The sequence below is a fragment of the Methanobrevibacter sp. genome, from assembly GCF_050872065.1.
GTDB lineage: Archaea > Methanobacteriota > Methanobacteria > Methanobacteriales > Methanobacteriaceae > Methanocatella.
This window is the reverse complement of record NZ_JBNMGD010000006.1, coordinates 1-23,458: the sequence shown is the minus strand read 5'-3', so window position 1 is coordinate 23,458 and position 23,458 is coordinate 1. Positions and strand designations below refer to the sequence as shown.

Sequence of the window (23,458 nt, the reverse complement as noted above, 5' to 3'; positions counted from 1 at the left end):
TTTTTTCTTTTAACAATATGTGGGGGATTAAATTGAAATTAGTAGTATTAACTGGTATTCCAGGTTCTGGAAGTACAACTTTACTTAATAAAGCTTTAGAACAAGTTGATTATGTACATTTAAACTATGGAGACATAATGACTGAAATTGCAATTAAGGAAAATATTGTTGAAGATAGAGATTCTTTAAGAAAGTTACCAGCTGAAACACAAAAAGAAATTCAAGCTAAAGCAGCAAAAGAAATAAAACAAAGATCTGAAAATGATAATGTTATTGTAGATACTCATTGTACTATTAACACACCTGCTGGATTTTTACCAGGGCTTCCAAATTGGGTTTTAGAACAATTACAACCGGATCTTTTTATTTTAATTGAAGCTAATGCTGATGAAATCATTTACAGAAGATTAAATGATGAGTCTCGTCAAAGAGATATCCAAAAAGCTAAAGAAATTCAATTACATCAAGAAATGAACAGAGCAACTTCTATGGCTTACGCAACTTTAACAGGTGCTACCGTTAAAATAGTTGAAAACCATGATAATCATTTAGATTCTTCTGTTTCAAAATTAGTTGATGTTTTAAATTTATAAATTATTATTGGGGTATAATATGTTTGAAATTATCTATGATGCTTTGAATGCAGTTTTTAATCCGATTCTTGCTATGGATCCAAATCCAAGTAATCCTGCTTTAACTGTATTGATTATTGCATTTATTGTATCTTTAATTACAACTATTGCTAATAAGTATTTAGTTGATCAAGATGCTTTAAATGAAAGGCAAGAAAAAATGCAAAAGTTCAATAAAGAACTTAGGGATGCTCAAAAAAGAGGTGACGGTAAAAAAATGGCCGAACTTCAAGCTAAACAAGCAGAAATGATGAAAGAGAATACTGCAATGATGTCTGAACAGTTCAAACCAATGATTGTTACTTTTGTTCCTATTATTTTAATATTCTTTTGGATGAGAGCATCTGCAATTCATGATTTAGTCGTTATATTACCTTCCACTGTTTATTGGGTTACTTTGACTCCTCTTTGGCATTTTGTTGGTAGTATTTTCTATGGTGGTCAAGCTACTATTCCATATGGAATTGGTTGGCTATTGTGGTATATGATTTGTACTTTTGGTATGAGTCAAATTTTAAGAAAATTCTTAGGATTCAAACAAGGGTTCTAGATAACCCTAAAACTATACCTTTATTAATAATGAGGAATATATATTATAGTATTCTATTTTGAATACGCTATTACACAATTATTAAATTATTAAAAATTATTATAGGTGATTAAATGCCTGCTAATAGGTTTAGATCAAGATCATATAAAAGAGTTCATAAAAACACTCCTGGCGGAGAAAATGTTTTAAGATACAAAAAGAAAAAACCATCTAAGCATGTTTGTGCTGAATGTGGTGCAGTATTACATGGTGTTCCTCGTGGACGTCCATATGAAATTAGAAAATTATCAAAAACAGCTAGAAGACCTAGCCGTCCATACGGTGGGTACTTATGCTCAGCTTGCGCTCGTAAACATTTCAAAAACGAGGCTAGAAAATAATGATAATTACAATCGGCGGATTAGCTGGAACTGGAACAACTACACTTGCTGAAGTATTAAGTGAAAAGTTAAATGTTCCTTATATTTCTGCAGGTTTTATCTTTAGGGAAATGGCTGCAGAGAGGGGAATGAGTGTTCTTGAATTCAGTGAGTTTGCTGAAGGTAATGATGATATTGATAGGGAAATTGATGAAAGGCAAGCTGAAAAGGCCAAATCAGCAGATAATCTAATACTCGAAGGACGATTATCCGCATTTTTTGTTGAAAATGCTGATTTAAGGATTTGGTTAATGACTCCTTTTGATGTTCGCTCAGAAAGGATTGCACAAAGGGAAGAAAAATCTGTTGAAGTGGCTAGAGATGAAATTATCATTCGCGAAAACAGCGAAGCCTTAAGATACAAAGAAATCCATAATATTGACATTGGCAATATGGATATCTATGATTTAATTATAAATACTGATAGCTTTAATCCAGAAAGCATATCAGAAATCATTACAACAACATTAAAGGTGATATAAATGGTATCAATTGAAGTAGGTAGAGTATGTGTTAAAACTGCTGGTAGAGAAGCTGGTGAAAAATGCGCAATCGTCGAAATTATCGATGAAAATTTTGTAGAAGTAATTGGTGAAGCTGTAAAAAACAGAAGATGTAATATTGCTCACTTAGAACCAACTGCAGATTCTATCGATGTTTCCGGTGATGCAGATTCTATCAAAGCAGCTTTAGCTGATTTATAAGTGAATAATTAATTATTATTCATAATCTTTTTTTATTTAACTATTTTTTTTTATTTAATATTCAAGGTTTTTTTCATGAAGTTTAATATGGTCACTAAATCAAAAAGTTTTACTTCTCAGGATTTCGGTTGTAAACCTGAAGAACGGCAAATCGATGAGTATATTTCCAAAGGGGTAATTAATTTAGACAAACCCTCTGGTCCGACTTCCCATGAAATCGATTCTTGGATTAAACGCATTCTGCCATTAGGAAAATCAGGTCATGGCGGAACATTGGATCCTAAGGTAACAGGAATTTTGCCTGTTGGCTTAGATGATGCAACAAGAGCAATTCAACTACTTTTAACAGCTCCTAAAGAATATGTCTGTTTATTGACACTGCATCAGGATGTTTCAGAAGAAAGAATTCGGGAGGTCTTTAGTGAATTTACAGGTAAAATATTCCAACTTCCTCCTGTGAAATCTGCTGTAAAACGAGAATTAAGAACACGTAATGTCTATTATTCCACTATTTATGAAATAGATGGTCGTGATGTTTTATTTAGAATAGGTTGTCAGGCAGGAACTTATGTTAGAACTTATTGTCATAATATTGGTGAAGCTTTAGGTGTGGGAGCTCATATGGCTGAACTTAGAAGAACTCAAGTCGGTTCATTTACCGAAAAAAATAATTTAGTAACATTGCAGGATGTAACTGATGCATATCATTTCTATATTGAAGATGGTGATGATTCATTCTTACGCCAAGCTATTATGCCAATGGAGAGAGCTGCTGATTATTTGCCAAAAATTATAGTTAAGGATTCTGCTGTTGATGCAATTTGTCATGGCGCAGACTTGGCTTGTGGAGGTATTTCTGAGTTAGCAGACAATATTCAAAAAAACGATTTTGTCGTTATTAAAACACTTAAAAATGAATTGGTTGGTGCAGGACATTCATTATTGACTTCTCAAGAAATTTTGGAAGCAGATTCAGGCTTTGCAGTTAATGTTTCTAAGGTATTTATGAAACCTGATACTTATCCAAGATTTTGGAAGTAACCTTTTTATTTTTTCAGCATACACTTTTTTAAAGCACAACATCTAAATAAACAAGCTTTAATTTAACTTCTTTTTTATAATAAACGCTTATAATATTATTATTTTAAGAGTTTATTTATATTTTTTTTTTTTTTTTTTATCGTGATTGTAATCTATTTTTTATTAAAACGGGATTTTTCCGACCGAATAGTATATATACTATTTAATAACAATAAAGTATCATAGAAAGCTGTTTTTTTAGGGTTTTCTATTGTACGTTGGAGGTAAATTATGAAATTATTAAACAAATATTTTTTATCTGTATTTTTGATATTATTTGTTTTAGTTCTCGCTGTTAATTCAGTTAGTGCTGCTGATAATGATAATTTAACAGATATAAATGATGGTAATTCAGATTTATACGATGCAGTTGAAATTCCTTTTGATATTGAAAAAGATAATATTCAAACTGTTTTAATGGATAGTGATGATAATGATTTGCAAAATTTTTCTTCAAATAGTATGAATGATGAGTTAAGTATTGATAAGTTCGATTCAAATAATTCTATTGAAGTTTATGATGAGTTTAGCGATTTGAATGGTCCGTCACTCACATCTGTGGTTCCGGAGGATATCGTATTTAATGGAATTTACCATGTTGGTCCAGGTCAACAGTATGCAACCATACAGGCTGCATTAAATCAATGTAGAAATAATAATGGTAATTATCAGATTATTATACATGCAGGTACTTATACTGGATCAGGCAATATCGGTTTAGATATTAAACCGAATAAGTTCTTTTCTGGAAAATTTGGTTACTTAGATATTCGAACTGCAAATGATGGTGATGTTGTATTGAATGCCAATAGAGCTTCAAATATTTTCACCATCAAATCTAGAAATGTGCATATTACTGGATTAACATTTAAAAATGCTTATGTTTTAGGTGATGATTCTAACAGGTTTGCAGGTGTTGCTATAAGAATTAATTCAGGGGACGTGTCTATTGATAATTGTTCTTTTATTGATAATGAGGCTAAAAACGTTTGGGGTGGCGCATTACATATTCCATCTAGTGTTTCTAACGTGAATATTACAAATTCATTATTTATTAATAATAGTGCAGAGGTAGGTGGTGTTTTACGTGCTGAATCTAATTCCGGGAATATTAATATAATTAATAATACTTTTATTAATAATACTGCAACTTCTCATGGTGGCGTTTCTTGTGTATTTAGTACACATGTGACTTTTGCAGGATGTACTTTTATAAATAACTCCGCTCCTTCATCTGGAGCTATTCATTTCCATTCAGCAGGACATCTTGTTGATAATTGTACTTTCATAAACAATAGTGCTAATGGTACTGGTAATGATGGTTATGCGGGGGCTGTTGGTTTAGTTTACAGTACTAATGGTGGAGTTACTATTTCTAATTCCAAGTTCTTCAATAATTCTGCTAATAATTATGGTGGTGCTATTGAGGTAGAGGGTGGAGGTAGCAATGCAAAAATAGTGAACTGTACTCTTGAAAACAATACTGCAGGTTATGGTGGTGCTATCCGTATTCAAGGTTCTAACACTCTTGTTGAAAATAGCATCTTAATTAATAATAAAGCTACTGGTTCTAGTGGTGGAGCAATTCATGTTGAAGGTACCAGTACCCAAATATTGAATGCTACTTTTATTAATAATTCCGCTATTACAAATGGTGGAGCCATATCCATTACAGGTAATGATGCTATTGTTTCAAATTCCATCATTGCTAATAACACTGCAGCTAATGGTGCAGGGGTTTATATTCAAGGTAGAAAAACAACTATTTCTAAGTCTTTCATTGAAAATAATACTGCTAGCAATAATGGTGCTGGTGTTTACATTCAAGGAAACCAAGCTACTTTAAAAGATTCTACTATTTATAATAATAATGCCTCTGTTAATGGAGGAGGAGTTTATATAAATGGTAATGACGCTTCCATATCAAATGTTAACTTTACATTAAACAATGCTATTCCTGATGAAGAAAAGTTAGATGACGGTCTTGGTGGAGCTATTTTCATTGCTGGCGGTAATAATCATATTGCTGATAGTAATTTTACATACAATACTGCTCGTAATGGTTCTGCGATTTATATAAATCCATCTAGTCCTGATGTGAACAATTATATTGATAATTGTATTTTTACTGATAATCAAGCTTGGAGTTATTGGTTACCAATCTTTTATAATAATGTAAATAAAACCATTGAAACTAATTTAACCGGTGGAGATAATATATTAAATGCCATTCATAATAACGGAAGTAACTTGCGCATTTTCATTGATGGTAAGCATCCTGTTTTAGGATGGGAAAACTCTCAAGGTGGTACAATATTGTATCAAGATAATCGTGAGTTTAACCAAACTATTGTAACTCTTGTTTATGATATGTATGGTAATTTAGTATTTAATGAAACAGCTATTACTGATTTGGCTGGTAGAGTTAGTTATGATATTCCTCAGGATACTCATTCATGGTTTATAGTTAATATGACTCATTTAGAAGATACTTATTATAAAGAAATTACCAATATTACTGGTATTAATATTAATCCAGGTTTGACAATGAGTGATGTAACTATGTATGAAGGCAATGCAACTCCTCAAACTATTTTCCTTGTGTTAACTGACGATGATTCTGATCTTTTACCTAAGGAAGGTCCAATCAATATTTATATCATGATTAATGGTGAAAAAGTTTATATTGGTAGTGGTTATACTGATAATAATGCATTGTTGATTTTCTATGAAAGTTTAATATTTAAAACACTCAATCCTGGTAATTATACAACTATTGCAGAATATAAATATAGTTATTGGGATGAAACTACTCATACAATAATTGATAAAACATTTTCTACTAAAGCTAATTTGGAAGTGCTCCCATATTTATGGAGTATTAATAAAACCATCGCATATGTTAATGGTATTCCATATACTGGAGATATGATTATTCATGTAAATGACATTATAACATTTAACATAACTGTTTCTAATAATATTAAAGATAATCTAACCGGATTAAAATTAATTGATTTGGATACTGACGGTTTAAGTTATATTTCAACTACTGGTTCTACTTGGAACTATGAAGGTAATAATGTTTGGTCATTAGATAATTTAATTGGTTTTGGAAATTCTTCATTACTAGTTAATTTTAAAGTTCTCAGTCTAGGCAATTTAAATAATACTGTTAAGGGCAGTATATTAAATGGTTTAAGAAGTAAAAGTGCTAATGTTACTTTTACAGTTAATAAATATTTAACCAACCTTGCTGTATCTAATCATACTGTACTTCCAGGTACTGATGTTACAGTTACAATTACTGTTACTGGTGAATTAGATAATATTAATGGCCTGGCTACTGTCACTATCAATGGGGCAGCTATCCCTAATGTAATCATTACTAATGGTGTTGGTACTTTCAATTTCAATGTTCCTGATTCTGATGTTAATGGAACTTTGTATGATATTTATGCAGAATTCATTGATGAAACTGGTATGTCTGCCAGTTCTAATGGTAATGGTTGGATTAAAGTTATCCAATATACTACAAATATCGTTGTTTCTAATGTGACTGTTTATCCTGGTGATAAGGTTGCTGTAACTATTGAGGTTAGTACTGAGGATGGTGCTTTGTTTAATGGTGTTGTTAATGTTGTTTTAAATGATGCTGCAGGTGCTGCTTTTAGTGTTGATATTGTTGATGGTGTGGGTTCTTTTGAGTATAATGTTCCTAAGGCGCTTGTTGAGGGTTCTCATATAGATATTAGTGCTAGTTATGATGGTGATGCTACTTACTTGGGATCTGAGGCTTCTGGTTGGATTGAGGTTTTGCCTGTTTCTTTCCATGTTGATAAGTCTGTTGATGGTAGTGGTTTTGTCATTGGTGATGAGGTAGTGTTTGTTGTTGTTGTTTCTAATGATTGTGATGGTATTTTGTATGATTTGACTGTTAGTGATGTTCTTCCTAGTGGTGTTGAGTTGGTTGAGGGTGCTAGTTATGGTTCTTGGATTTATGATGGTAATTCTTGGAGTTATGGTGATTTAAGTCCTGGTGCTAGTGCTACTTTGGTTATTCCTACTCGTGCTGTTAGTGCTGGTGAGTTTACTAATGTTGTTAGGGCTACTGTGAATGATGGTGTTCTTTCTAGTGAGGATTCTGTTGATTTCGGTATTTCTAGGTTGCATACTAGTATCGTTGTTTCTAATGCAACTGGACATCCTGGTGATAAAGTTACAATAACTATTAAAGTCAGTACTGAAGATGGGGTTCTATTTAATGGGGATGTTGATGTTATTTTACCGGATGGTAAGAAAATAACTGTTCCTGTAGTTAATGGAGCTTATGAATTAGAATGGATTATCCCAAAAGATGCAAAAAATAATGATATGTTCAGTATTTTTGTATTGTTTGGAGGCAATTCAACATACTTCGGATCCAACAGCACAGGATTTATTAAAGTCATTGAGAATCAAGATCATAATAAGACTAATCATACCAACAAAACTAACCATACTAAACACGGTAGTTTAAATGATAATAATATGCTTATGAATAAGACTGGTAATCCATTATTAGTATTGCTAACTTCATTGGTTGTTTTATTTGTATCATTCAAACGCAGAAAAGACAAATTTTAATATTACTATTTGGTATTAAGGAGAATTTAATTCTCTTTAACTTTTATTTTTTTTTATAATAATTTTAAGCTGTATTTTATTTCCAGTATTTTCCGCCTATTGAATATTGATTTGCTTTTACTGGATATTTCATAACTTTATTTCTTGTAATAATTGTCTCTGTAATCATTTGTTAATTAATTTTTATCTAGATTATATTTTATTCGTAAAAAAAGAAAATATTTAAGGGCTGTTTTGAAAATTAAAAAAAGAGATTTTTAGAAATTTAAAAAATAAAAAGAAGATGGTAGAGCTAGAAAGCTCCTCCACCTCCTCCTCCTGAACCTCCTCCAATATTACCAAAGTCGCTGGAATCGGAATAACTGTTTGTAGTTTCACTGGTGATGAATGCTGTACTCATCATTCCATATCCTCCATAATAATGATACCTTATTATATCATCATCGAATTCGGAAATATTCGGCATTTGCAGTTTCATGGATTCATAAACCTCTTCAGCTACTCCAAGAGCAGCTCCATAAATCAAGTATTCTTTCCAGATAACTATTGATTCTGGAGGGTGTTCTTTAATTAAACTGTTGTCTATTAAAAAACTCTTTAAGTTATTCCATTTGAGATAGTAGGTTCTGCCCTCTTCAGTCCATCTTCCAAAAATATCTTCATCCATCATAATAATTGCAAATGAAAATATTCCTAAAGCGATTCCTGCTACAACACAGAAAAATCCGGTTGAAAGGTTTGTATAAAATCCAAGAGGAGCTATAATTATTGCGTATATGATTCCCAATATTCCCATAATATTAATTATTGTAGAACCGGTATCATCAAAGTATTTCTGAATGTTGATTTCATCTTTAACGGAGGCTTCCCAGTCATGAACTTTATCATTAAACCATAGGGCTTCATCTTCTTGTGTTAATTTATTGCTGAATGATGAGAGATTTAACATTTCATTTGTTGAAAAATTATGCAAAGCGTCATATACAATTTTCTCAGAGTCAGTTAATCCTTCTTTGCTATTAAATTTTAAAAGCAAATCGCTCATTTCACTATCATCATCAATGCCTGAATCTAATGTAATGGCTTTTTTGTCAATGAGATTCATTATTGAAGCTTCAAAACCTTTCATATTCGGGGTTCCGATTTCTTTTTTGTTTTCAATTAATGCATTAACAATTTCCGGCGGATCATCAGTTGGCAAATCCCTTTCATAAATTCCATCATAGGCTACTTCAGGTTCTCTACCGTATCTTAAATAGATAAATAATGCACTAATAGGGCTTATAAGTGTCAATAATCCCAAGATTATATAAGCCACGCTCCAAAAATTTCGTTCGTTAATGCTGTCTTCTAAATTTTTCAGTATCATTTCGCGACCATTTTTGTCAACGTTTTTTGCATATGCTGCATTGTCATCGAAGTCGGTTAATGGCATTAAAACGAGTAATTCATAGAATTCGCCTTTTGGAATTGAATTGCTTTCTGCTGTAATTGTATTGTTGTTTATTGATGATGTTTCATTGTATTCCTGAGGATTTAGGAAATATTCATTTCCGCTGTCTCCTGGTAAATGTATGCTGGCTGTTAACTTATCTACCCCTACATCCCACTCTTCACCCCAGAGTTTAAATTGAAGAGCTCCAATATCATTAAAAAGAGTTACTACATTAGTCATATCATAGCTAATGTAAATTTTCACGTTACAGTCTTTTATTCCCTGTGTGTGAGCAGCATCAGAGTATAAATAAATCTTTAAATGTTTATAACCGTCATCATCATCAATTTCTTTTAAAACAGGATATGCTCCCTGGGCATCAACCTTAATATTTTCAATGCTTTCTCCGGATTTTAGGGGAATGTCTCTATAAACTCCATTAAAAGCTCCGTCAAATGAATAATCATATTCTTCTTCTACATGTAGCAGACCATCCTTTCCAACTGTTAAGTCAACAAATGCATGTGTTATTGAATAGCTTCGGTCATCATCATCTGCTGATACACATGAAAGGGTGGAAAACAGTATTAGAAACAACATGATTATACAAAATGTTTTTCTAATAGTCATATAAACCCACCATTTATTATTTTTTTAAAATTCAACTTTAGGTACGGCCTTTTCTGTTTCTGGAGCTTCAAAGAATGTTTCTTCTTTAAAACCGAATAAACGTGCAAGAATGTTGCTTGGGAATTGTTGACATGAATTATTGTATTTTAAAACAACATCATTGTAAAATTGTCTTGAATATGCAATTTTATCTTCAGTTTCACTTAATTCATTTTGCAATTCTTTAAAATTAGTGTTGGCCTTTAAATCAGGATAACTTTCAGCAACTGCAAAAAGTGTTTTCAATGCTCCTGTTAACTGGTTATCTGCAGCACTTACTTCTTCAATAGAAGATGCATTCATAACTCCTGCTCTGGCTTTGGTAACTTCTTCAAGAACACCTTTTTCGTGAGAAGCGTAACCTTTAACAGTTTCAACAAGATTAGGTATTAAATCGTTTCTACGCTTAAGCTGAACATCAATTTGTGAATAACTGTTTTTCACACGATTTCTAAGTCCAACAAGATTATTGTACATATGTATTATTGTTCCAATAACAATAACTATTATTACCACTATAACTATTATTATAAGGCTCATTGTATCACCACATTGTTATATATATAAGTAGGATTGATATATAATTTTGTTTTCCGTATAGTAAAAATAAATTAATTGATGCAATCATTTAATTTGTATAAATTATAGCTTTTAAACAATACCTTTATATAGGTGAAAGTTAATACATTATTATATCATATTGTTCTAGACGATATGATTTGCAAGTATTTGCTAGCTATTATATGCCGAGATAGTCTAGCCTGGTAAGGCGCGAGACTGGAAATCTCGTGGGCGTTCAGCCCTCCTGGGTTCAAATCCCAGTCTCGGCGTTTATTAGTTTTTAACTATATTTTTTTAACTTTATTAAAATACTTGTTAAGCTGATATTTTTGCACTCTTAGTTATCATTAACTAAGTTTATAACTGTTGAAAGAACTGTGTTTTGAAAATCAAAACATTCGAATCTATTACTAACGTCTCGTAGATTCGCTCTATAAATGGAGGTTATTTAATGGAAGACGATTTTAAACATTTAGTGCGTATTTCAAGAAAGGATGTAAATGGTAATAAAACCATCGAACATGCTTTAACTGAAATTAAAGGTGTAGGAATCTCTTTATCTAAAACTATGTGCCGTACTTTAGACTTAGATTTAGATGCTAAAATTGGATACATCGCTGACGAAGATGTTTTAAGAATTGAAGAAATTTTGGAAAACCCTCAGAAATTTGACATTCCAAGATGGATGTTAAACCGCAGGGAAGACTATGAAACTGGTGATGACATTCACTTAATCGAATCTGATCTTGATATGACTTTAAGGGATGATTTAAACAGAATGAAAAAGACCAGAAGTTACAAAGGTAGAAGACACGAAGTTGGTTTACCTGTTAGAGGTCAAAGAACAAAATCTACTTTCAGAAAAAGTTCTTCAGTTGGTGTAAAACGTTCACGCGGATAGACATGGAACTTTTTTTTAAGAAATTTAATATTTTAAATTCAATTTTATAAAGGAGATGTTTTAATGGGACAACCTAGAAAATCAAGGAAAAAGTATAATACACCACCACATCCTTGGAATGCGGAAAGAATTAAAAATGAAAATAAATTAATGGCTAAATACGGTTTAAAAAATAAAAAAGAAATTTGGAAAGCTGATACTTTAGTCAGAAGATACAGTAGGGAAGCAAGATATTTACTCGGTTTTGCTACTGATCAAATGCAAGATGAAAAATTAGAATTATTAGGACACTTAGCTAGAACTGGTATTTTGCCTGAAGGTGCTGCTCTTGAAGAAATCTTAGATTTAAATGTAGAAGATATCTTAAGAAGAAGATTACAAACTATTGTATATAATAAAGGTTTAGCTCGTACTCCTAAAGAAGCAAGAATGTTTGTTGTACATGGACACATAGCTTTAAATGGTAAGAAAATTAATTCACCAAGTTATGTTGTTTTAAAAGGTCAAGAAGATGATATTGGATTTTACCGTTCTTCACCTGTAGCTAAACAAATTGAAGAGTACAACAATAATAAAGCTGACAAAGTTAATACTGAGGAATAGAGGGTGTAATTATGGCAAAAGATGAAAAATGGGGTATAGCTAATATTTACTCATCATTCAATAACACTATTATTACTGTAACAGATATTACTGGTGCTGAAACTATTTCCCAATGGTCTGGTGGAAAAGTTGTACGTGCAGATAGACAACAAGCTTCACCTTTCGCAGCTATGGCTGCAGCAAATAGAATTGCTGATGATGCAAAAGAAAAAGGATTCGTTGGTTTACATATTAAGGTAAGAGCTCCTGGTGGAAATGGACCTAGAAGTCCAGGTCCTGGTGCACAAGCAACTATTCGTGCTTTAGCAAGAGCTGGAATTAAAATAGGAAAAATAGAAGATATTACTCCTATTCCTCACGATGGTACTGGAAGACCTGGTGGTAAAAGAGGAAGAAGAATTTAGATGGAAGGTTTAATATGGAGATAGAAGTTAAAAGTCAAAACGATGATGAAATTGTATTCATTGTTCGTGATGCAGAAGTGCCTTTTATTAATGCAATTAGAAGATGCGCTATGGTCAATGTACCAAAAATAGCTATCGAAGATGTAAACATTATTAGAAATGATTCTGCTATGTTTAATGAGGTACTTGCTCATAGACTTGGTTTAACTCCTTTAGTTTCTGATTTTGATGCTCTTGAAGGATTACTTTTACCTGAAGATGATGATTGGGAAGAGTATGCTAACGGAATTATGTTCACTTTAAATGAAGAAGGACCTAAAGTAGTTTATTCAAAGGATTTAATATCTTCAGACTCAAAAATTAAACCAGTATACGATACCATTCCTTTAGTAAAACTTAAAGATAATGAAAAACTTAACATTGAAGCTGTTGCAAAAGTTGGATATGGAAAAGATCATGCAAAATGGATGCCAACTACTGTTTGTGCTTATAAACAATATCCTGAAATCACTTTCAATGATGATTTGGAGATTGATTATGACTGTGCATCTGCATGTCCTAGAGGTGTTTTAAAATCTGATAAAAGATCTAAAAAGATTAAGATTTTAGACATTGAAAACTGTTCTATGTGTAAGAGTTGTGTAAGAGCTTCATCTAATGGATACATTAATGTAGGGTATCGTGAAAATGATTTCATATTTAGAATAGAAACTGATGGATCAATGCCTCCTAAAGAAGTTTTATTAAAAGCTTGTGAAGTATTAGGTGAAAAAGCAGATAAGTTTATCAGATTTAGTGAAGAAGGAGGAAGTAAATAATGGCTAAAAAGATTATAAAAACTAATCCTAACCTTATTGAACTTATTAATAAACTTTATGAACAATCAAGGAACGAAGATGTAGCTATTTGGAAAGATGTTGCACAAAGACTTGAGAGGTCTAATAGAAGAACAGCTGAAGTAAATTTGTCTGATATTGCAAGACATGCTGAAGCTGGTGAAACTATTTTAGTACCAGGTAAAGTTTTATCAAATGGTAATTTAACAGAAAAAGTAGATGTTGTAGCATTAAAATTCTCAGCTAAAGCACAAGAAAAAATCGAAAGTGCTGGTGGAGAATGCATCGCAATTGATGAAATAATCGAATCTAATCCTAAAGGATCAAACATTAGGATTATGGAATAGGTGTTATTATGATTATTGATGGAGAAGGATGCGTTTTAGGAAGATTAGCTAGTGTAACTAGTAAAAATCTTTTAGAAGGCGAAGAAGTAATTATTATTAATGCTGAAAAAATTATGTTAACTGGTAATAAAGATTGGGCTTATGCTAAATACAAACAAAGAGTTGACAGGGCAAGTATTTCTAACCCTCGTGATTTAGGTCCTAAATATCCTAGAAGACCAGATGATATATTTAGAAGAACTGTAAGAGGTATGTTACCTTTCAAAAAATCTAAAGGTAAAACTGCATTCAAAGGATTAAAAGCATTTGTTGGCGTACCTGCTGAATATGCAGATGCAGAACTCACCGCAGTTCCTGAAGCAGAATACAGAAACATTAAAAAAGGTATCGAATTAGGAGAAATCTCTAAACTTTTAGGAGCTACCTTTTAGATAAATGGATGTGTAATTATGGTTAAAGTTATTCATACTAGTGGAAAACGTAAAACAGCTATCGCAAGAGGTACTGTTCGTGAAGGAACTGGTAAAGTTAGAATTAACAGAGTTCCTTTAGAACTTTATTCTCCAGAGCTTGCTAACTTAAAATTACAAGAACCATTAACCTTAGCTGGCGACTTAGCTAATGAAGTGGATATTAATATCCATGTTATTGGTGGAGGAGTAATGGGTCAAGCTGAAGCTGCACGTATGGTTATTGCAAAAGGACTCGTTCAATGGTCACAAGATATGGATTTAAAAGATAAATTCATTCACTACGACAGAACCATGTTAGTTGGTGACCCAAGACGTTCCGAACCTAAAAAATACGGTGGTCCTGGTGCAAGAGCTCGCAAACAAAAAAGTTACAGATAATTTTTTCTGTACTTTTATATTTTATTTAAATTAAAAAGATGATATAAATGATTCCTATTAGGTGTTTAAGTTGTGGAAAACCTGTATCAGCAGTATTTGATGAATATAACAAAAGAGTTGCTGCTGGTGAGAAATCTAAAGATGTTTTAGATGATTTAGGTTTAACTAGATATTGTTGTAGAAGAATGTTAATTTCTCATGTTGAAACATGGGAATAATTTTACATATGTAGGGATATTTTTTTAATAAAAATATAATCTTGGTAAAATATATGCCTAAAATGGAAGTAATATTCATGGATGTTGAAAAAAGATTGACAAGGTTTGAAAGAGCTAGACTTCTCGGAGCTAGAGCAATTCAAATATCAATGGGTGCTAGACCTTTAGTTGAAATTAAAGATTCTTTAGATCCTATTGATATAGCTTACGAAGAACTCAAAGCTGGAGTTTTACCATTAGATGTTATTAGATATGAATAAATAGTATATCTATTTATTCCTAATATTTATTTAAAAAAAATAAAAAATACCAATATAACTCTATAAATTAACTTACTGATTTTTTCGGAGTATAGGTTAGTTGGTAATAAATTAATTGGCACTGAGGTGTTTTTTTTGGTTAGTATAATAGAGGACGTCCAAGTTCGAAAGATTTTGGACAGCAGAGGTAATCCTACTATTGAAGTAGATGTAATTACTTGGAATAGTAAGGGTAGAGCTGCTGCACCTAGTGGAGCAAGTACTGGTTCACGGGAAGTAGTACCGTATCCTAAAGGTGGAATCGATGAAGTTGTTAGTGAAATGGAAGATTTAATCGCTTCTGAACTCATAGGGATGGATGCTGAAGATTTAGCAACTATTGATGAAGTATTAAAAGAAGTTGATGGAACAGATAATTTATCTGCTATTGGAGGTAATACTACTGTTGCTATCTCAATGGCAGTATCTAAAGCTGCAGCTGCATCTTATAACATGCCATTATTTAAATACATTGGTGGGAATTTAGTAAACGAATTACCTTTTCCTTTAGGAAATATGATGAATGGTGGAGCACATGCAGGTATTAATGCACCAGATATTCAAGAATTTTTAGTTGTTCCTGTTGGAGCTACTAATGTTGGTGATGCAATTTTTGCAAATGCATCTGTTCATAAAAGATTAAAAGATTTAATTCAAACTAAGGATTCAAACTTTACTGGAGGTAAAGGTGATGAATGTGGTTGGGTACCTAATATTTCAAATGATACTGCTTTAGAAATTCAAGCTCAGGCTTGTGAAGAAGTAGGGGATGAATTAGGTATTGAAATTAGACCTTCTCTTGATATAGCTGCATCTGAATTATGGGATGCAGATGAGCAGAAATATATTTATGCTCAAGACGGTATTAAAAGAGATACTGGAGATCAAATTGATTTCGTAAAAGATATTATTGATACTTACAATATGTTTTATGTAGAAGATCCATTTGATGAATCTGACTTTGGAGGATTTTCTCAATTGACTGCGAAAGTTGGAGATAAATGTCTTATTTGTGGTGATGATTTATTTGTAACAAATAAAGAATTATTATCCAAAGGTATTGAGATGAATGCTGCGAATGCTATCATTATTAAACCTAATCAAATTGGTTCTTTATCTGAAACTTATGCTACTGTCAAATTAGCTAAAGAAAATAATATTGTTCCTGTTGTATCACATAGATCTGGTGAAACTACCGATGAGACTATTGCTCATTTAGCAGTTGGTTTTTCATCTCCGTTGATTAAAACTGGAGCTATTGGTGGGGAAAGAATAGCTAAATTAAATGAACTAATTCGTATTGAAGAGGAACTTCCAAATTCAACTATGAGTAAATTCAAATAGTTTTGGAGAAAGTAATTATGGCTAAAGTGACTATTGATTATGATAAATGTGATGGTGCAGATTGTGCAGAATGTTCTGACGTCTGTCCTATGGAAGTATTAGTTCTTAAAGGAGACAATATTGAAATTGTTGATCCTGAAGAATGTAGTTATTGTGAAGTATGTATGGACGTATGTCCAAATGATTGTATTAAAATTGAAGATGATTTTTAAATAGGTGATAAAATGGCAAATGATGAACTTTTAATTGATTTAGATAATTATTTAGCTGCTGGTTTACACATTGGTACTCAACAAAAAACCAGCGATATGGAAAAATATATATTCAGAGTAAGATCTGATGGTTTATACGTATTAGATATTCAAAAAACTGATGAAAGAATCAGACAAATTGCAAAACTTTTAGCAAAATATGATCCAGAAGATATTTTAGTAGTAGCTACCAGACAATATGGTCAAGCTCCTGTTAAAAAATTCGGAGAAGTTACTGGTGCAAAAACTATTCCTGGTAGATTCATCCCTGGTACTTTAACTAATCCAAATTATGCTAAATTCATTGAACCAAAAGTTATTGTTGTAACTGACCCAAGATCTGATGCACAAGCAGTTTTAGAATCTAAACAAAACGGTATTCTCGTTGTTGCATTATGTGATACTGAAAACTTACTCAGTTTTGTTGATATTGCAGTACCTGTTAACAACAAAGGTAGGAAAGCTATCGCTTTAGTTTACTGGTTACTTGCAAGACAAATTTTAAGAGAAAGGGGAGAAATTCCTGAAGATGGTGAATTGGATATTGATTCTACTGACTTTGAACTTAAATTTTAAGTGAGTTAAATGTTAAGAAAACCTGCTGTAGCTGGATCATTTTATCCAAATGATGCCGAAAATCTAAAAAAACTAATTGAAAGTTGTTTTTTAGATGAATCTGGCGTTGGTTTCTTGCCTGATTTAAATAAGTTTGAAGGTAAGAATTATCCTGTCAATGTAATGGTTCCACATGCAGGTTATCAATATTCTGGTGCAATAGCTTCTCATAGCTATTGCAATATTGTTAAAAATGGTTTTCCTGAAGTTTTTATTATTATAAGTCCAAATCACACTGGTTTCGGTAGTGAAATTTCTGTTTTTAATGAAGGTGAGTGGATAACACCTTTAGGGAATGTGGAAGTTGATAGTGAATTTGCAGATGAAATAATTTCTATTTCTGATATTGCAAGTTCAGATTTCAGTGCTCATGTTCATGAACATAGTATAGAAGTCCAATTACCTTTCCTTCAATATTTTTCGTCTGATTTTAAAATTGTTCCAATTACTATGGGAACACAAACTTTTACGACTTCAAATGACTTGGCTAATGCTATTTTTGAAGCTGGAAACAAGTTAAATAAATCTTATTGTGTTATTGCAAGTACTGATTTATCTCATTTTAATAATCAGGAAAAGGCAAATAAGGTTGATGGTTTTGTTTTAGATGATATTAAAGAAATGAATGAATTCAAACTATTTGAAGAAGTTGTTCAGTATAATATTACAATGTGTGGTTATGGTCCTGTAATGACCAATATTTCACTTTCTAAGAGATGTGAGAAAAAATCTTGTGAGATATTAGCATATCAAACCAGTGGTAATGTTACTGGTGATTTTAGTTCCGTTGTAGGATATGCTTCAGGAGTGTTTAAATAAGGTGTTTTTTCATGATTGCAAAAGCTTCTGCTCCGGCAAAAACTATTTTATTTGGTGAACATTCAGTTGTTTATGATGAACCTGCAATTGCAGGAGCACTTAATAAAAGGGCATATGTTACAATTAAAGATTCAGAATCTGATAAATCTATTTTTAGAGCTTTAGATATAGGTTTTGAAGCAGAATTATTTTTAAAACAAAAGAAATATGTTTTAAAAAAGGGAAAACCAGGTATTATTAGATATATTTTAGAATCTCTTTACAGAGTACATGACCACTCTCCAATCGAAATAACATTATCATCAAATGTTCCTATTGGTTCAGGGCTTGGTTCATCAGCAGCGGTTACTGTAGCTACACTTGCTGCATTATATAGATATCATAATATTCGTTTTACTAAAAAATCTTTAGCACATGAAGCTCATATGGTAGAGCAGGCGGTTCAAGGAATAGCTAGTCCTCTTGATACATTAGTTTCTACTTATGGGGGGCTTGTCTATTTATCCAGAAATAAAAAAATTGAGCATTTTAAAGTAAACTTTAATGCTCCTTTGGTTGTAGGTTATACTACTAGGCATGGAAATACTGGAAAAATGGTTAAAGATGTTAAAAATTTAAAAAATAGAAATCCAAAAATTATTAATCCTGTAATTACTGCAATGGGTAATTTAACTAATTATGCAAAGCAAGCTATTTTGAAAAAGGATTATAATAAAGTTGGAGAATTAATGAATATCAATCATGGATTTTTGGATGCTATTGGTGTTAATACATTAGAATTATCTCGTATGGTATATAATGCAAGAGAATCTGGTGCTATAGGTTCTAAAACTACTGGTGCTGGTGGTGGAGGAAGTATTATTGCACTTTGTCCAGGTAAAGTTGAGGAAGTTGCAAATGCTATTGCTCGTGATGATAATATTCTAAAAGTTAAATTTACTAGAAGAGGAGTCTCTTCAAGGGTTTATAAGTGATTTCATGATTATTTTAAAAATTGGGGGAAGTAGTTTAACTAATAAAGATTCTTCTAAAAGTGAAGTTAATTTTAAGAGTCTTGAAAGAATTGCTTTAGAGATTAAATCTTCTTTAGATAATTCCCCAAAAGAGTTAATTATTGTCCATGGTGCTGGATCATTTGGACATCCACCTGCTAAAAAATATAAAATTGGTGAAGTATTTGATAAATCTGAGTATCCGCAAAAAAGAATAGGATTCTGCGAAACTCAGAATGCTGTTAAAAAATTAAATGCGTATGTTTGTGAAGCATTTATTGAACAAGGTTTACCTGTTGTTGCAATTCCAGCTTCAAGTTTTATGACAGCTACTAATAAAAGAATAACTCATGGTAGCTTAGATTCATTTAAAAATTATTTAAAAAAAGGATTTATTCCAGTAATTTATGGTGATGTGGTATTGGATGATGAATTAGAAATGTGCGTTATTTCCGGTGATCAGTTAATTCAATACTTAGCAATGAATTTAAACCCTGACCAGGTAGTTCTTGGAACTGATGTTGATGGTGTGTATAACAAAAATCCAAAAACACACGATGATGCTGTATTTTTTGATAAGTTCTCTTCTCTTGAAGATTTAGAAACATTAGAAGGAACTACAAATGTAGATGTTACTGGTGGAATGGTTGGAAAAATTAAAGAATTATTATATTTAGCTGATTTAGGAATTGAATCTAAAATAATAAATGCTGAAGTTGAAAATAATATTTTTAAAGTATTGGAAAATGAAGCGGTAAAAGGAACTGTAATTTCAAGGGGAAATTAACATGATTTCAGATAGAAAATTAGAGCATTTATTGATTTGTGAAAATTATGATGTTTCATTTAAAAATAAGACTACTGGTTTTGAAGACATTGAATTAATCCATAATGTTTTACCGGAAATTGACAAACAAGAAATTGACTTATCTACTTCTGCTTTTGGTAAAAAATTAGATTCACCTTTATTTATTACTGCTATTACTGGTGGACATCCTGCTGCAAAAGAAATTAATAAACAACTAGCTATTGCAGCTGAGAATAATAATATTGCATTAGGTGTTGGATCTCAAAGAGCTGCATGTGAACATTCAGAACTTGAGGATACTTACACTGTTGTTCGTGAGAATGCACCTAATTGTTTACTTGTTGGTAATATTGGTGCACCTCAATTAAATTTAGCTGAAAAAGCAGTGGAAATATTGGATGCAGATATTTTAGCAATTCATCTAAATCCTCTTCAAGAATCAATACAACCTGAGGGTGATTTAGATGCAAGAGGATATCTGGATTTAATTAGTCAAATTACAAGTTCAGTTAATATTCCTATTGTTGCAAAAGAAACTGGTTGTGGTATCTCAGCAGAGTCTGCAAATTCATTAGTTGATGTCGGTGTTGATTTTATTGACATTGAAGGTGCTGGAGGAACTAGCTGGGCTGCTGTTGAAACATACCGTGCTGAAGATAGATATCTAGGTGAAATATTCTGGGATTGGGGAATTCCAACTGCAGTCAGTACTGCCGAAGTTGTTAGTGCTGTTGATGTTCCAGTAATTTCATCTGGTGGAATTCGTAATGGTCTTGAAGCAGCAAAAGCAATTGCTCTTGGGGCAGATGCTGTGGGTATGGCTTTACCATTCTTAAAAAATGCTACTTCACAGGAACAATTAAACAAATTCATTTCAAGATTCAATGATTCATTAAGAATAGCAATGTTTTTAGTGGGTGCTAGTAATATTGAGGAATTAAAAGAATCTAAGCTAGTTATTCGTGGAAAAACAAGAGAGTGGCTTAATGAAAGAGGTATTAACACAAAAAATTATTCAAGGAGATAAAACATGAGCGTTGAAGTAATCGCTATTGGAGGATACCAAGAAGTTGGGAAGAACATGACTGCTGTTAAAATTGGTGAAGATGTCATCATTTTTGATATGGGTATCCATTTGGACAGAATTAGTATGCATGAAGATACTGATATCGATAGAATGCATAGTTTAGATTTAATTGAAAGAGGAGTCATTCCTGATGATACATTAATGAAAGATGTAGATGGTAAAGTTAAAGGAATAATCTTTTCACATGGTCACTTAGACCATATTGGTGCTGTTGCTAAATTAGCACACAGATATGATGCACCATTAATTGGGACTCCGTATACTGCAGCTTTAATTGAAAAACAAATTAAAGGAGAACGTAAATTTAAGGTGAATAATCCAATTAGACCTTTAAACGCAGGTAGTAAATTAAAACTTTCAAAGGATATTACTTTAGAATTTGTTCAATCAACTCACAGTATTCCACAAGCAGTATTTCCGGTTTTACATACTCCAGAAGGAGTTATTGTTTATGCTTTAGATTTTAAATTTGATAATCATCAAAAAGTATCTCCACCACCTGATTATAAAAGATTAAGAGAATTAGGTAGGGAAGGAGTACTTGCTTTGATTGTAGAAACTACTAACGCTACTAATTATAATGAGGTTAAGACTCATTCTGAGCGTGTTGCTCGAAATATCTTGGAAGATGTAATGAGAGGGCCTCTCCAAGAAAAAACAGGTATGATAGTTACTACATTTTCATCTCATGTTGAACGTGTACAAGCTATTGCGGATATTGCTAAAAAAAGTCATAGAGAAATATTTTTCCTTGGTAGATCTATGGAAAGATTCTGTGGTATTGCACAAAAGTTAGGTATCTTAAAATTACCTAAAAATGCAAGTATCTACGGATCTCCTAAAGCAATCAATAAAGCTTTAATGAGAGCTGATGAAGATAGAGCTAATTATCTGCTTGTAACTACAGGGCACCAAGGTGAACCTGATGCATTACTCCCAAGGATTGCTAATGGAAGAACTCCATTCAATATTAAAAAAGGAGATAATGTAATTATTTCAGCACCGATTATTCCAAATCCAACAAATGCTGCAAACAGGCATATTATGGAAAGGAGATTAAAGTTAAAAGGTGCGAGAATTTATCCTAATGCTCACGTTTCTGGACATGCTGGAAGAGAAGACCACAGAGAATTCTTACGTATGTTAAAACCACAACATATTATACCAGCACACGGAGATTTATCAATGCTTGCAGCTTATGCAGAACTTGCAGAAGAAGAAGGATACAGAATTGGATATGATATTCATATCTTAAGGAATGCTCAAGCACAAGTTTTTAAAAGTTAAGAGGTATGTATATGAGTAATGTAAAAGAAATACTTGGAAATTATTCTAAGGATATTACAAAAACAATAGAAGAAGAATTAGCAGTGATTACTCCTAATAATCTTGCAGAAGCATCAGTTTACCTCACAAGAGCTGGTGGTAAAATGCTTAGGCCTGCTTTAACATTAATTACTGCTGATGCTGTTGGTGGAGCTCGTGAATCTGCATTAAAATCTGCAGCAGCTATTGAATTAATCCATACATTTTCACTTATCCATGATGATATTATGGATCAAGATGATATGAGAAGGGGAATGCCTTCAGTTCATAAGGTTTGGGGTGATGATGTAGCAATTCTTTCAGGAGATACATTATTTTCAAAAGCTTTTGAGATTATTATTGGAAATGAAGGAACTACTTCAGATCAAAACAATAAATCTTTAGCTACTGTTGCTGATGCTTGTGTAAAAATTTGTGAAGGTCAAGCATTAGATATGGGTTTTGAGGAAAGATTTGATGTTAATGAAGAAGAATACATGGAAATGATTTTCAAAAAAACTGGTGCACTAATTGCTGCAGCTACTAAAGTTGGAGCTATTATGGGTGGAGCATCAGAAGAAGTTATCAATGCAATGTATGAATATGGTCGTTTAATTGGTCTTGCTTTCCAAATTCAAGACGATTATCTTGATTTAGCATCTGATGAAGAAACATTAGGTAAACCAATTGGATCAGATATTGGTAAAGGTAAAATGACTGTCATTGCGATTAATGGTTTAGCTAGTGATGATAATGGTAGATTGCTTGAAATCTTAAAAGACAATGAAAACTCAGATGAGGATATAGCTGAGGCAATTGATATTTTAACAAATTGTGGTGCTATTGAATATGCTCGTAATTTAGCATTAGAATCTGTTAACCAAGCAAAAGAAGTACTTGAAATATTGGATGATTCTTCATCTAAACAATTACTTGTGGATATTGCAGATTTTGTACTTGAGAGAAGTGCATAATTTTTCTCTCACTTTTTTTTATTTTTTTTATTTTTTTTACTATTTGTCATATGATGAATATATTTTTAATTTACATCTTTTAAAATAATATAATTTCTAGTTATTGATATTTTCAATATTTTTTTTAT

27 protein-coding genes and 1 tRNA gene are annotated in these 23,458 nt (G+C 32.0%); 26 read left to right on the top strand and 2 right to left on the bottom strand.

The genetic code is table 11. From position 1 onward, the window contains the following. Window positions 1-32: 32 nt before the first annotated feature. The 7 genes from ACR0P1_RS01625 (at window position 33) to ACR0P1_RS01595 (ending at window position 8,011) form a co-directional block, all read left to right on the top strand. A complete protein-coding gene (locus tag ACR0P1_RS01625) occupies window positions 33-593 on the top strand; it encodes an adenylate kinase (RefSeq protein ID WP_432644661.1) in 561 nt (186 codons plus the stop codon). A gap of 19 nt (window positions 594-612) precedes the next feature. Then, window positions 613-1,182 carry a DUF106 domain-containing protein gene (locus ACR0P1_RS01620; RefSeq protein ID WP_432644660.1) on the top strand — a complete coding sequence of 190 codons (570 nt, stop codon included), beginning with the start codon at window positions 613-615 and terminating at the stop codon, window positions 1,180-1,182. A 113-nt stretch (window positions 1,183-1,295) separates the two neighbouring features. After that, window positions 1,296-1,562: a 50S ribosomal protein L34e gene (locus ACR0P1_RS01615; protein WP_432644659.1), complete on the top strand. Its 267-nt coding sequence runs from the start codon at window positions 1,296-1,298 to the stop codon at window positions 1,560-1,562. Next, the gene (gene cmk / locus ACR0P1_RS01610) at window positions 1,562-2,083 is read left to right on the top strand and encodes a (d)CMP kinase (protein WP_432644658.1); all 522 of its coding nucleotides are present in this window, start codon (window positions 1,562-1,564) and stop codon (window positions 2,081-2,083) included. Before ACR0P1_RS01615 ends, cmk begins: the two co-directional genes overlap by 1 nt. Beyond that, window positions 2,084-2,305: a 50S ribosomal protein L14e gene (locus tag ACR0P1_RS01605; protein WP_303346877.1), complete on the top strand. Its 222-nt coding sequence runs from the start codon at window positions 2,084-2,086 to the stop codon at window positions 2,303-2,305. A gap of 75 nt (window positions 2,306-2,380) precedes the next feature. Then, window positions 2,381-3,346, top strand: a complete 966-nt coding sequence (locus ACR0P1_RS01600; protein ID WP_432644657.1) for an RNA-guided pseudouridylation complex pseudouridine synthase subunit Cbf5 — start codon at window positions 2,381-2,383, stop codon at window positions 3,344-3,346. A gap of 270 nt (window positions 3,347-3,616) precedes the next feature. After that, a complete protein-coding gene (locus ACR0P1_RS01595; RefSeq protein WP_432644656.1) occupies window positions 3,617-8,011 on the top strand; it encodes a right-handed parallel beta-helix repeat-containing protein in 4,395 nt (1,464 codons plus the stop codon). A gap of 292 nt (window positions 8,012-8,303) precedes the next feature. On the opposite strand, the gene ACR0P1_RS01590 is transcribed toward ACR0P1_RS01595, so the two are convergent. Together ACR0P1_RS01590 and ACR0P1_RS01585 are read right to left on the bottom strand one after the other, a co-directional pair. Beyond that, window positions 8,304-10,076, bottom strand: coding sequence for a DUF2207 domain-containing protein (locus ACR0P1_RS01590; protein WP_432644655.1), 1,773 nt, complete (start codon window positions 10,074-10,076; stop codon window positions 8,304-8,306). 24 nt (window positions 10,077-10,100) lie between these two features. After that, the gene (locus ACR0P1_RS01585) at window positions 10,101-10,655 is read right to left on the bottom strand and encodes a LemA family protein (RefSeq protein WP_303346872.1); all 555 of its coding nucleotides are present in this window, start codon (window positions 10,653-10,655) and stop codon (window positions 10,101-10,103) included. A 205-nt stretch (window positions 10,656-10,860) separates the two neighbouring features. On the opposite strand from ACR0P1_RS01585, the gene ACR0P1_RS01580 reads away from it, so the two are divergent. The 19 genes from ACR0P1_RS01580 (at window position 10,861) to idsA (ending at window position 23,330) form a co-directional block, all read left to right on the top strand. Then, a tRNA-Ser gene (locus ACR0P1_RS01580) sits at window positions 10,861-10,945 on the top strand. Window positions 10,946-11,127: 182 nt separating this feature from the next. Continuing rightward, the gene (locus tag ACR0P1_RS01575) at window positions 11,128-11,577 is read left to right on the top strand and encodes a 30S ribosomal protein S13 (RefSeq protein ID WP_303346871.1); all 450 of its coding nucleotides are present in this window, start codon (window positions 11,128-11,130) and stop codon (window positions 11,575-11,577) included. A gap of 63 nt (window positions 11,578-11,640) precedes the next feature. Then, on the top strand, window positions 11,641-12,180 hold the full coding sequence (locus ACR0P1_RS01570) for a 30S ribosomal protein S4 (protein WP_432644654.1): 540 nt from the start codon (window positions 11,641-11,643) through the stop codon (window positions 12,178-12,180). An 11-nt stretch (window positions 12,181-12,191) separates the two neighbouring features. Beyond that, entirely contained in the window at window positions 12,192-12,584 is a 393-nt protein-coding gene (locus tag ACR0P1_RS01565) for a 30S ribosomal protein S11 (RefSeq protein ID WP_432644653.1), read from the top strand. Window positions 12,585-12,598: 14 nt separating this feature from the next. After that, window positions 12,599-13,402, top strand: a complete 804-nt coding sequence (locus ACR0P1_RS01560) for a DNA-directed RNA polymerase subunit D (RefSeq protein ID WP_432644652.1) — start codon at window positions 12,599-12,601, stop codon at window positions 13,400-13,402. After that, the gene (locus ACR0P1_RS01555) at window positions 13,402-13,767 is read left to right on the top strand and encodes a 50S ribosomal protein L18e (protein ID WP_432644651.1); all 366 of its coding nucleotides are present in this window, start codon (window positions 13,402-13,404) and stop codon (window positions 13,765-13,767) included. Before ACR0P1_RS01560 ends, ACR0P1_RS01555 begins: the two co-directional genes overlap by 1 nt. Before the next feature lie 8 nt (window positions 13,768-13,775). After that, window positions 13,776-14,198: a 50S ribosomal protein L13 gene (locus ACR0P1_RS01550; RefSeq protein WP_432644650.1), complete on the top strand. Its 423-nt coding sequence runs from the start codon at window positions 13,776-13,778 to the stop codon at window positions 14,196-14,198. A gap of 18 nt (window positions 14,199-14,216) precedes the next feature. Then, entirely contained in the window at window positions 14,217-14,618 is a 402-nt protein-coding gene (locus tag ACR0P1_RS01545) for a 30S ribosomal protein S9 (RefSeq protein WP_432644649.1), read from the top strand. A gap of 47 nt (window positions 14,619-14,665) precedes the next feature. Next, window positions 14,666-14,836 carry a DNA-directed RNA polymerase subunit N gene (locus ACR0P1_RS01540; RefSeq protein ID WP_303346866.1) on the top strand — a complete coding sequence of 57 codons (171 nt, stop codon included), beginning with the start codon at window positions 14,666-14,668 and terminating at the stop codon, window positions 14,834-14,836. Between the two features lie 62 nt (window positions 14,837-14,898). Next, window positions 14,899-15,096: a DNA-directed RNA polymerase subunit K gene (locus ACR0P1_RS01535; protein WP_432644690.1), complete on the top strand. Its 198-nt coding sequence runs from the start codon at window positions 14,899-14,901 to the stop codon at window positions 15,094-15,096. A 135-nt stretch (window positions 15,097-15,231) separates the two neighbouring features. Then, window positions 15,232-16,479, top strand: a complete 1,248-nt coding sequence (gene eno, locus ACR0P1_RS01530; protein ID WP_432644648.1) for a phosphopyruvate hydratase — start codon at window positions 15,232-15,234, stop codon at window positions 16,477-16,479. Window positions 16,480-16,496: 17 nt separating this feature from the next. After that, window positions 16,497-16,691 (top strand): 4Fe-4S binding protein, encoded by a 195-nt coding sequence (locus ACR0P1_RS01525; RefSeq protein ID WP_432644647.1) that lies wholly within the window; start codon window positions 16,497-16,499, stop codon window positions 16,689-16,691. 12 nt (window positions 16,692-16,703) lie between these two features. Continuing rightward, window positions 16,704-17,306 carry a 30S ribosomal protein S2 gene (gene rpsB, locus ACR0P1_RS01520; RefSeq protein ID WP_432644646.1) on the top strand — a complete coding sequence of 201 codons (603 nt, stop codon included), beginning with the start codon at window positions 16,704-16,706 and terminating at the stop codon, window positions 17,304-17,306. Window positions 17,307-17,315: 9 nt separating this feature from the next. Continuing rightward, a complete protein-coding gene (locus ACR0P1_RS01515) occupies window positions 17,316-18,164 on the top strand; it encodes an MEMO1 family protein (protein ID WP_432644645.1) in 849 nt (282 codons plus the stop codon). 11 nt (window positions 18,165-18,175) lie between these two features. Continuing rightward, complete coding sequence (gene mvk / locus ACR0P1_RS01510; protein WP_432644644.1) at window positions 18,176-19,138, top strand: mevalonate kinase; 963 nt, start codon at window positions 18,176-18,178, stop codon at window positions 19,136-19,138. A gap of 4 nt (window positions 19,139-19,142) precedes the next feature. Beyond that, on the top strand, window positions 19,143-19,943 hold the full coding sequence (locus ACR0P1_RS01505) for an isopentenyl phosphate kinase (protein WP_432644643.1): 801 nt from the start codon (window positions 19,143-19,145) through the stop codon (window positions 19,941-19,943). A gap of 1 nt (window position 19,944) precedes the next feature. Next, window positions 19,945-20,991, top strand: coding sequence for a type 2 isopentenyl-diphosphate Delta-isomerase (gene fni / locus ACR0P1_RS01500; RefSeq protein ID WP_432644642.1), 1,047 nt, complete (start codon window positions 19,945-19,947; stop codon window positions 20,989-20,991). Window positions 20,992-20,994: 3 nt separating this feature from the next. After that, the gene (locus tag ACR0P1_RS01495) at window positions 20,995-22,338 is read left to right on the top strand and encodes an RNase J family beta-CASP ribonuclease (RefSeq protein ID WP_432644641.1); all 1,344 of its coding nucleotides are present in this window, start codon (window positions 20,995-20,997) and stop codon (window positions 22,336-22,338) included. Window positions 22,339-22,349: 11 nt separating this feature from the next. Next, on the top strand, window positions 22,350-23,330 hold the full coding sequence (gene idsA, locus ACR0P1_RS01490) for a short chain isoprenyl diphosphate synthase IdsA (protein ID WP_432644640.1): 981 nt from the start codon (window positions 22,350-22,352) through the stop codon (window positions 23,328-23,330). Window positions 23,331-23,458: the final 128 nt, after the last annotated feature.